The sequence below is a fragment of the Brachyspira sp. G79 genome (assembly GCF_002379365.1).
GTDB lineage: Bacteria > Spirochaetota > Brachyspiria > Brachyspirales > Brachyspiraceae > Brachyspira.
This window is the reverse complement of the sequence record NZ_JQIU01000008.1, coordinates 799,728-809,201: the sequence shown is the minus strand read 5'-3', so window position 1 is coordinate 809,201 and position 9,474 is coordinate 799,728. Positions and strand designations below refer to the sequence as shown.

The window sequence follows — 9,474 nt, the reverse complement described above, 5'->3', positions numbered from 1 at the left end:
ATTTATAATAAATATTATATTATTAGCAATAAAATATTTATGAGGAAAAGTTATGAAAAAGATATATTTATTTCTATTTATTATTATCATGTTTATTATTTCTTGTAACAATAAAAGTACATCTCCAATAATTTCAGAGGATATAGGAGATATAACATATTATAACCCTGTTTATGCAGAAACTAAGCAGTATAGTTTTTATAAATTGGATCATAATACAGATGATATGTTTTTTACTAAAAGTACATTCAAAAAAATAGCTGAATCAAAAGATGCGATTATTTATTTAGAAATTGGTATTGATAAGAGTAAAAGCGATATATTAAATTTTTTAACAGAATTTGAAAAAGATTATCCTAAAGAAATTGAAATATATGGTTCGCCTTCAGATATTGATCAAAATGGAAAAATAATATTTCTAATGGCTTCACTTAATACTAATAGTAAAGAAGGAGATTCAAGTGTTGGAGGGTATTTCTCTTCATCAGATCTTATACAAGGAAAAGATGGTGTTAGAGGTGAATATCTTCATGTAGATGCTACTTGGAATACAAGTTCCGTATTGGGTGTTATGATGCATGAGTTGCAGCATTTAATTAACTATAATGTAAATGTATTTAATGGTAATAAGGCAATGGATATTTGGCTTAATGAATCACTTTCAGAATCTACATCACATTTATTTTCACCATCCATTATTGAAGAAAGAATTACAGCATTTAATCAAACACCTTATTATTCTTTTTATTCTTGGTATTTCAGATATGATGATAATGTTAATAATAATATATTTGGAAGAGACTTATCTGTTGTTAGTTATGCCAATGCATCAATGTTTATGAAATGGCTTGATATTAATACTGGAGGAAATCAGGAAATTTATAAAAAAATAGCTTCTTCTTCTCCATCTTTAGACAGTGAACAAAGACTTGTAGACAGTATAAAAGCATTAGATACTTCTTCTGCTTTAGGTGCTGATATGAATAGTATTATGGTTAATTGGATATCTGATTTAAATAATAATGATTTAGGATTGGGAGTGAGAGTTTCTGCTTTAGCTGATTCAGGAGCAAGTATATATAATTTATTTATTGAAAGTGGACAAACTAAACTTATTCCAAGAGCATTAGTAGTATGCACTACTTCAGATGCCGATAAAATAAATGATTCAAAAGTTACAGAAGAAGATTTAGGAAACGGAACAGTTGCACTATTAAATAACTCAAAGAATGCAAATGCAGGATTAGTTTCTCAAAATAATATAGTAAATATTTCTCTTACTCCGTCAGCTGCTGCATCTGGTGTGTTAAGTTCAAAAAGTTATAATGATTTAATTATATTCAAAAAAGACTATTTTAGAGATATAATAATTAAATAATAATCATTAATTAACGAAATATATAATCAGACTGCTATTAAAAGGAGTCTGATTTTTTATTTTGTTTAATTTTTTATAAATTATGTTCATACTTTATATTAATAAAATCTAATTTTTATAATATGATTTAACCTACATTTTTTACAAAATAGTTACATTTTTGTATTTATATAAAAATAAGTGATATTATATATCAATAGGTTTAAAAAACAGGTATAATATAGGAGTTTACCATGTCATTATTATCAAAAGAAGATATAGAAACATTAGAGTCATTTCATATCGGTAATGGCGGATATTTTTATAAAATGTTAAACTATTTAGAAGAGTTTATTGAAAATGGTATAAGAGAGAATAGATTTACATTAGAAGAGGCTAGGGAAGATTTGGATATGGCATTGTGGTATTCTTATGCCTGCAATAATATAGGCGATTATGAACATTATTATATGTCAAAAGAGTTTATGAAATATTCTGAAAAAAATGCAAAAGGATGCGGAACTTGGTACTACAGATACACTGTTGCTCTTATATACTGCGGCAAATTGGAAGAGGCTTTAAAATATTCTGAACTTGGTGTTATAGAAGAGCCTAATTATCCTTGGGGCTGGCTTGAACTTGCTAAACTCAGACTTCATTTTGGAAATAAGGAGGGGGCAGTTGAAGCAAATAATAAAGGTCTTGAAATAGTACCTAATGATTATGAGTTTTTGAGACAGGCTGATGAGATAGAAAATTATTATTCATTAGAGGCTTTGGAGTATCATTATATTAATGAGGAGAGTGATAAAAATTTACTTGAAGGTCTTGATTATGGAGAAGATAAACTAAATGCTATAGCTTATATATTATGCGATGAAGAAAAATTAAAAGAAATAAAAAATATTATTAACCCTACAGAATGGGAAGCTGATAGCCCATATTGTAATTTTAAGTTTTATATTGGTGATGAACTTATTGATGGTGTATTTACTATGAATGAAGCTGCTGTATCAAAACTAGATAAAGAGATGATAAAAAAATCTTTAGACGAACTTAAAGAAGTAAAAGAAATATTTAAAAATAATGAGAATGCTGAATTAATATCAGTAAAATTTGATATTGATTATACTATTGAAGCTGCATTCAAAAATAATGAAACAGAAAAAATTTTTTCTATTAGAAAAATGTTTAATGAAGATTCTGAATATAAAAAAGTTGCAGATGAAATTTTTGATTCATATGGTATGCCTTTAGATCCTTATTTGGAAGAATTGCCTAATATGGTTACTTTATATAAAAAGGAAGATGATTGTTTGTATTATGCAGAGTGCTGGATTAATGATGAGTGTATAGTAAAACATACTGGAATAGTAGGTGATACAGGAAAAACTGAAGAATATAAATATGATAATCCAAGAGATTATAAAAAATTTTTAGACAGTTTTTATGAAGAATATAGTGATTATACAGAAATATCCAAAGAAGAATATTTTTATTTAATTTTGCAGTTTGAAATAGAGCCGTTTGAGGGTGAATTGCCTAGCAAATATCATGATGTAGTGAATAATATAGGTAATACTTTGCACTCTGTTTTAACTTGGAATGCTGTTGGAAGTCTTAATTCTTGTAATGCAGGAGAAACTGAAAATATAAAAGGAAAATATGTCATTAATTTCTTTTGTATTGTTATTAATACAGATATAGCATTCAGACTTATATTAAACGAGGTAATAGAAAATATAAAAGAAGATATTGATTTATCTCATATAAAAATAGCATCTATAGCTTATATAGATAATGGAGAGGATTATAATTTATTGTATTCTTCTGATTCAAGTACTGATTTTTATATATAATTATATTAAAATATAGATAATATATTCTGTAAAAAATTAAATAATGTTAATGTTTTTATAACTAAATACTGTAATTTAAATTTGTAATATTTAGTTATTCATTGTATAATATATACATTAAAATTTAAAAATATTATTAATAAATATTTAAAATAAAAGAGGAAAATTACAAATATGGCTGCTGCAGAAAAAACATATAGCTCGAAAAACATTCAAGTTTTGGAAGGGTTAGACCCTGTTAGAAAGCGTCCGGGTATGTATATAGGCTCTACAGGTGCTCAAGGTTTGCATCACTTGGTATATGAGGTTGTTGATAATAGTATAGATGAAGCTATGGCAGGATATTGTAAGAATATAACTGTTACTATAGAAAAAGACAATATAATAAAAGTAGAAGATGACGGAAGGGGTATCCCTGTTGATATGCATCCAAAGTTAAAGATTTCTGCTTTGGAAGTTGTTATGACTAAACTGCATGCTGGCGGTAAATTCGATAATGAGACATATAAAGTATCAGGCGGTTTGCATGGTGTAGGTGTATCTGTAGTTAATGCTTTAAGTACAGAGCTTATTGCTGAAGTTAGAAAAGACGGCAAATTGTACAGACAGGTATATCATAGAGGTGTCCCAGAAGAGCCAGTAAAAGAAGTAGGAACAAGCACAAAGAATGGAACTACTGTAACATTTAAAGCTGATGCTGATATATTTGAAACTACAGTATATGATTATAAAATTCTTGCAAATAGATTAAGAGAATTAGCTTTCCTAAACAGAGGAATAAGAATAACCCTTGTAGATAAAAGAGAAGCTGAAACTGTAAGCAATGAATTCTACTATGAGGGCGGTATAGAGATGTTTATTACCCACCTCAATGAAAATAAAAAAGCATTGCATGATAAGCCTATTTATCTTCATAAAACAGAGGATAAAACTGATGTAGAAGTAGCTATGCAGTATGTTGATGCTTATAATGAAAATATATTTACATACTGTAATAATATTAATACAACAGAGGGCGGTACTCATTTAGTAGGATTTAGAACTGCTTTAACTAGAGTTTATACTGATTTTGCTAAAAAACTTGAATTAGATAAAAAGAATAAAATAACATTTATGGGTGAAGATACAAGAGAGGGACTCGTTGCTGTAGTATCTGTAAAAATACCTAATCCTCAGTTTGAAGGACAGACAAAAACTAAGTTAGGCAATACAGAGGTACGTGCTGTAACTGAAAAACTTGTGGTAGAAGGTTTAAATGACTATTTTTCACAAAACCCAAAAGTTATAAAGGCTATATTAGAAAAAATTATATCTGCAGCAAATGCGAGAGAAGCGGCAAGAAAGGCTAGAGATTTAGCAAGAAGAAAAAATGCATTAGAAAGTGATTCTCTGCCGGGAAAATTAGCTGACTGCTCAGAGCAGGAAGTTGATAAATGCGAGGTATATCTTGTAGAGGGAGACTCTGCAGGTGGTACCGCTAAAGGAGGAAGAGATAGGCATTTTCAAGCTATACTTCCTCTTAGAGGTAAAGTATTGAATGTAGAAAAGGCTAGACTTGATAAAATTATTGATAATGAAAGTTTAAAACCTATAATTGCTGCTTTGGGCTGCGGTGTTGGTTCTTCATTTGATATATCAAAGATAAGATACGGCAGAGTTATTATCATGGCTGATGCGGATATTGACGGCTCTCATATAAGAACTTTACTTTTAACATTCTTCTTCAGATATATGCGTCCTTTAATAGACTTGGGACATATATTTATAGCTGTTCCTCCTCTATACAAAATAAGTTTTGATAAGAAAAACTTTACTTATGCATATTCTGATGAACAGCGGGATAAAATATTATCTGAAAATAAAGATAGAAAATATGATATACAAAGATATAAAGGTTTGGGCGAAATGAATGCTGACCAATTATGGGAAACTACTATGAATCCAGAAACTAGACTTATGTATCAGGTATTAACAGAAGATGCTGAAAAAGCGGATCAATTATTTTCTATGCTTATGGGTGATGAAGTTAAGCCTAGACGTGATTTTATTGAGGCTAATGCAAGATACGTTAAAAATTTGGACGTTTAATCAATATTTTTTAATTTTTATATTTGTATTTTTCTTAAATATTTTTATTTTTAATATAGGATAATTGTATAATTTTTTTTTAATAAGGAGTAAAATTTATGGATAATAAATATAATTTAATTATAGTAGGAGGAGGTCCAGGAGGTATTGCTGCTTCTGTTGAGGCTTCTATATTGAAAATGAATAAGGTGCTTTTGATAGAAAAAGGAGATAATCACTCTACTACTATCAGAAAATTTTATAAAGATGATAAAAGAGTAGATAAAGATTATAAAGGCGAAGCTTTAGATTTGAAAGGCAATATCAAATTTGAAACAGCAACTAAAGGCGATGTATTAGACTTATTCAGTGAATGTTTGTTTGGTAACTATATAGAGGCTATGTTTAATACCGAAGTTGAATCTATTAAAAGAAATGGTGAATATTTGGAAGTAACTACAGTTGATAATAAACAGTATTTAGCAAAATATGTTGTCGCTTCTATAGGCAAAATGGGAAGACCAAACAGACCTGATTATGCTATACCTGCAAGTCTTAATGCTGTTGTAAACTTCAACATTTATAAATGTAAGGAAAATGAAAAGATATTAGTAGTAGGAGGAGGAAACTCTGCTGTTGAATATGCTTATCTTTTAGGAAAAGATAATGATGTTACTATAAACTATAGAAAAGCAGAGTTTACAAGACCTAATGAAAAGAATTTAGAAACTATTAAAGAAGATATTGCAAGCGGAAAAGTGAAGGCAAGATTAGGCGTTGATATAAAATCTATAGAAGATAAAGAGGGTAAAGTACTAGTTCATTATACTGATGGTGTTGATGAAGTTTATGACAGAGTAATATACGCTTTGGGAGGAGTTGCTCCTGTAGATTTCTTAAAAAGATGCGATATAGAGTTAGATGAAGGCGGCGTTCCTATAGTTAATGATAAGCATGAAAGTTCTGTTAAAAACTTATTTATAGCTGGAGATATACTTTATAAATCTGGCGGTTCTATAGCTAAGGCTTTGAATGCTGGTTTTGATATAGTAGAATATATAGATAGTTTAATGAAAAAATAAAATTTATTTTTTATATAAATAAAATGTTAAAAGAGCTATTAAAAGATAATATACAAATAATAGACAGTGTTCCTGATTGGCAGGAAGCATTACGTATAGGAGCTTACTGCTTACTTAAAAAAGGCTTTATAAAAGAAGAATATATTAATGCAATTATTGATGATGTTTATAAGTATGGTCCTTATATTGTTCTTACTGATGGTGCTGCTATGCCGCATTCAAGGCCAGAAAATGGTGTTATAAAAAAATCTATGAGTTTGCTTAAAGTAAGAAGCGGAGTAGATTTTTATAAAACGCAGGAAAAAGTATATTTATTTTTTACTTTAGCAGCAGAAGATTCTAATGGTCATCAGGACGCTGTGCTTGAACTTGCTGATTTTTTGTGTAATAATGAAAAGTTAAATAAACTTATAACTGAAGATTTAAATGAAAAAGAAATTTTAAATTTAATATAAGGAGTTAATTATGTTAAAAGTATTAGTTGCTTGTGCAAATGGAGCAGGTACTAGTTTAATGATGAAAGAGAAAGCTCAAATGGCTTTAATAACATTGGGAATAAATGATTTGCATATCGATCATTGTGATTTGCATAGCTGCAAAATTGATGATTATGACTTGATATTTTGTCCTATTGCTTTTGTTGATGATTTTAAACATGCAGAAGAAAAAGGTATTAAAGTTATAGCTATAAAAAATATTCTTTCTCAAGATGAGTTTAAACAAAAACTTGAAAGTTCTGGATATTTAGAAGAATTAAAAAAGAAATAAATTATAATTGATATAGTTTTTAATTTTTTAATAAAAAAGCAGAAGCTGTTTTTAAGAGCCTCTGCTTTTTTATTATCTATTATTTTAGTTATTTGGATATAAAAGTTTATAGTCTTTTTTTATTCCAGCTTGAAGATAATCATTAGGTATTACTTTCCAATTATTAAGTTTTTCCACTGTAATAGCTCCGTTCTGATTTTCAAACCAATTTATTATATAATATCTTAAATCTTTATCAGTAGATTTTAAAACTAAATCCATATCCTGTAAAGTTTTTAAATCTATTGCTGCACCTTGTGTAAGATGTCCGCCGCCGCCGCTTCCTCTGTATGAATTTACAGCAACCTTATATTCTTTATCTAATTCAAACTCTCTTCCGTCACTTAATGATTCTATAGTAACCTTTTCTCCGTTAGGTTTAGTTACATCAACAGTATAATTTAGTCCTCCTACACTGTCATAGTTATATGTAGGTGTGAGAGTGTCATAAGAGTTGTATCTTTTATTAAAAATTAATTCTCCCTCCGCATCTTTTTTGAAAGATATTATATGATCATTAATATTTGTCATAGTATTAAACCATCTGCCGTAAGAATATTCCATAATATCTTTTATCTGCCTTCCTGTTAATTTCATAACATAGAAGAAATTTTCATAAGGATATAAATTGAACATATCTCTTACTTTGACAGTTCCGCTATTTAAAACAGCATCTTTACTTAAAGGAGCTGCAAATGAAAGATCTGCTTCTTCTCCTAATTCTTTTTTAGCTATTTCAAATTGAAGTTTATGTATGAAACTTAAAAAATCACTATCACCAAATATTGCTTCATCAGAAGTAAGTTTTGTATTTAAAGTTCCTATATCTCTTGACACCCATTTAATTATATTTTCTTTAGAATTATTAAATTTGTCTAAAAACTCTTTATCAGGCTCAAATGAAGAAGGATCTAATAACTTTCCATCTAGTTTTATATCCCATTCTTTTTTATCTTTATCATACTGCATACTTACATCAACAGAAACTATTGATCTTGCTGCATTAATGCCGCCGTATATAGGAACAATCTTCCCGCTTGGACTTTTTACTTCTTTAGTCTTTTGTTTTGTTTCTTCATCATATCCTAATCCAGTCCAGCCTTGATGATCATGCCCTATAAGTATAATATCAAAACCATCTACTTGTTCAGCTACTAACTGACTCGCATTTTCATTTTTATATGTTTTTTTATCTCCTGTGTAATTAGCACCAGAATGAAAAAGTCCTATAATCATATCAGGCTTTTCCTTATCCTTTATAACTTTAATCCATTTTTTTGCTGTTTCAACCATATCTTCTGCTTCTAAGCCTTTGTATAATATTTTAGGAAACTGTTCTTCTATGGCAGGCTCGGTAAGTCCTAGTACTGCTATTTTTATATTGTTTTTTTCTATTATAGCGTATGGTTTGAAATAAGGTTCTTTTGTATTTTCATCTACCAAATTAGCCGATATTAAAGGAATTTTTAATTCTTTTGATAATCTGTCATAAACACTGTGTCCAGCCTCTATATCATGGTTACCCAATCCTACAGCATCATAATTCATATAGTTTAATACTTCTGCCCATATATGAGGCTCATTAGTAGCAACAAAATTATAATAGTATACTGTAGGCTGCCCCTGAAGGGAATCTCCGTTATCAAGGAGTAAAACAGTTTTCCCATCATTTCTGAGCTGTTTCACATATGAAGACACATGGGCCATAGATGTATTTTCTTCACTGTCTGTAATAAAATTATATGGAAAGATCATTCCATGAACATCAGTAGTCTGTACTATAGTGAAATCGATTTTTCCTTCTGGATAAACTCTATTTTTATTAGCATTACATGATACAAGTAATGTTGATAAAAAAATACTCATTATTATATAACCCCTTCTCATGCCTTTGCCTCCAAATTATTATTTATTAGATGATTATAGCATGGTATATATGATTATTCAATTTTTAAAACTTTTTTTACTACATCAATATTAGCAATTATAAAATTGATAGAGTTAAATATATAATATAGTGTAAATAAAATAAGAACTATAAGAAACCCTCTTCTAAATATAGTTCTATTTTTGCTGTCTTTATCTCCAGTCCAGAACAAATCAATTATATCTTTCTTTTTTCTTTTATTTTTTTGTATTTATTTTTTTTATTATTTGTTTGATTTGTATTATCTGTTTTTTTGTTTTTTTGGCAATATTCTAAATATTAGAGAGATAATTATATATATAATACATGCCAATATTACAAAGTTAAATATTAAATAAAAAGTCATTATTTGTTCTATATTGTTTAAATTTAAGT

At 28.5% G+C, this 9,474-nt stretch carries 7 protein-coding genes; 6 read left to right on the top strand and 1 reads right to left on the bottom strand.

The genetic code is table 11. The features are described from left to right. The first annotated feature begins 52 nt into the window (after positions 1 to 52). The 6 genes from KQ44_RS04915 (at position 53) to KQ44_RS04890 (ending at position 7,133) form a co-directional block, all read left to right on the top strand. Positions 53 to 1,378, top strand: coding sequence for a hypothetical protein (locus tag KQ44_RS04915; RefSeq protein ID WP_096736469.1), 1,326 nt, complete (start codon positions 53 to 55; stop codon positions 1,376 to 1,378). Positions 1,379 to 1,611: 233 nt separating this feature from the next. Next, positions 1,612 to 3,216 carry a tetratricopeptide repeat protein gene (locus KQ44_RS04910; RefSeq protein ID WP_096736468.1) on the top strand — a complete coding sequence of 535 codons (1,605 nt, stop codon included), beginning with the start codon at positions 1,612 to 1,614 and terminating at the stop codon, positions 3,214 to 3,216. A gap of 174 nt (positions 3,217 to 3,390) precedes the next feature. Further along, complete coding sequence (gene gyrB / locus KQ44_RS04905; RefSeq protein ID WP_096736467.1) at positions 3,391 to 5,304, top strand: DNA topoisomerase (ATP-hydrolyzing) subunit B; 1,914 nt, start codon at positions 3,391 to 3,393, stop codon at positions 5,302 to 5,304. Between the two features lie 98 nt (positions 5,305 to 5,402). Continuing rightward, entirely contained in the window at positions 5,403 to 6,365 is a 963-nt protein-coding gene (locus KQ44_RS04900) for an NAD(P)-binding domain-containing protein (RefSeq protein WP_096736466.1), read from the top strand. A gap of 23 nt (positions 6,366 to 6,388) precedes the next feature. Next, complete coding sequence (locus tag KQ44_RS04895) at positions 6,389 to 6,820, top strand: PTS sugar transporter subunit IIA (protein WP_096736465.1); 432 nt, start codon at positions 6,389 to 6,391, stop codon at positions 6,818 to 6,820. Positions 6,821 to 6,830: 10 nt separating this feature from the next. Next, positions 6,831 to 7,133, top strand: coding sequence for a PTS sugar transporter subunit IIB (locus tag KQ44_RS04890; RefSeq protein WP_096736464.1), 303 nt, complete (start codon positions 6,831 to 6,833; stop codon positions 7,131 to 7,133). A gap of 84 nt (positions 7,134 to 7,217) precedes the next feature. Here the strand turns inward: KQ44_RS04890 and KQ44_RS04885 are convergent, their stop codons facing one another. After that, complete coding sequence (locus KQ44_RS04885; protein WP_096736463.1) at positions 7,218 to 9,059, bottom strand: bifunctional UDP-sugar hydrolase/5'-nucleotidase; 1,842 nt, start codon at positions 9,057 to 9,059, stop codon at positions 7,218 to 7,220. Positions 9,060 to 9,474 lie beyond the last annotated feature (415 nt).

Excerpts from the sequence above, each read along its gene's own strand:
- KQ44_RS04915 (WP_096736469.1), top strand. The coding sequence starts at position 53 with ATGAAAAAGATATATTTATTTCTATTTATTATTATCATGTTTATTATT.
- KQ44_RS04910 (WP_096736468.1), top strand. The coding sequence starts at position 1,612 with ATGTCATTATTATCAAAAGAAGATATAGAAACATTAGAGTCATTTCAT.
- gyrB (WP_096736467.1), top strand. The coding sequence starts at position 3,391 with ATGGCTGCTGCAGAAAAAACATATAGCTCGAAAAACATTCAAGTTTTG.
- KQ44_RS04900 (WP_096736466.1), top strand. The coding sequence starts at position 5,403 with ATGGATAATAAATATAATTTAATTATAGTAGGAGGAGGTCCAGGAGGT.
- KQ44_RS04895 (WP_096736465.1), top strand. The coding sequence starts at position 6,389 with ATGTTAAAAGAGCTATTAAAAGATAATATACAAATAATAGACAGTGTT.
- KQ44_RS04890 (WP_096736464.1), top strand. The coding sequence starts at position 6,831 with ATGTTAAAAGTATTAGTTGCTTGTGCAAATGGAGCAGGTACTAGTTTA.
- KQ44_RS04885 (WP_096736463.1), bottom strand. The coding sequence starts at position 9,059 with ATGAGAAGGGGTTATATAATAATGAGTATTTTTTTATCAACATTACTT.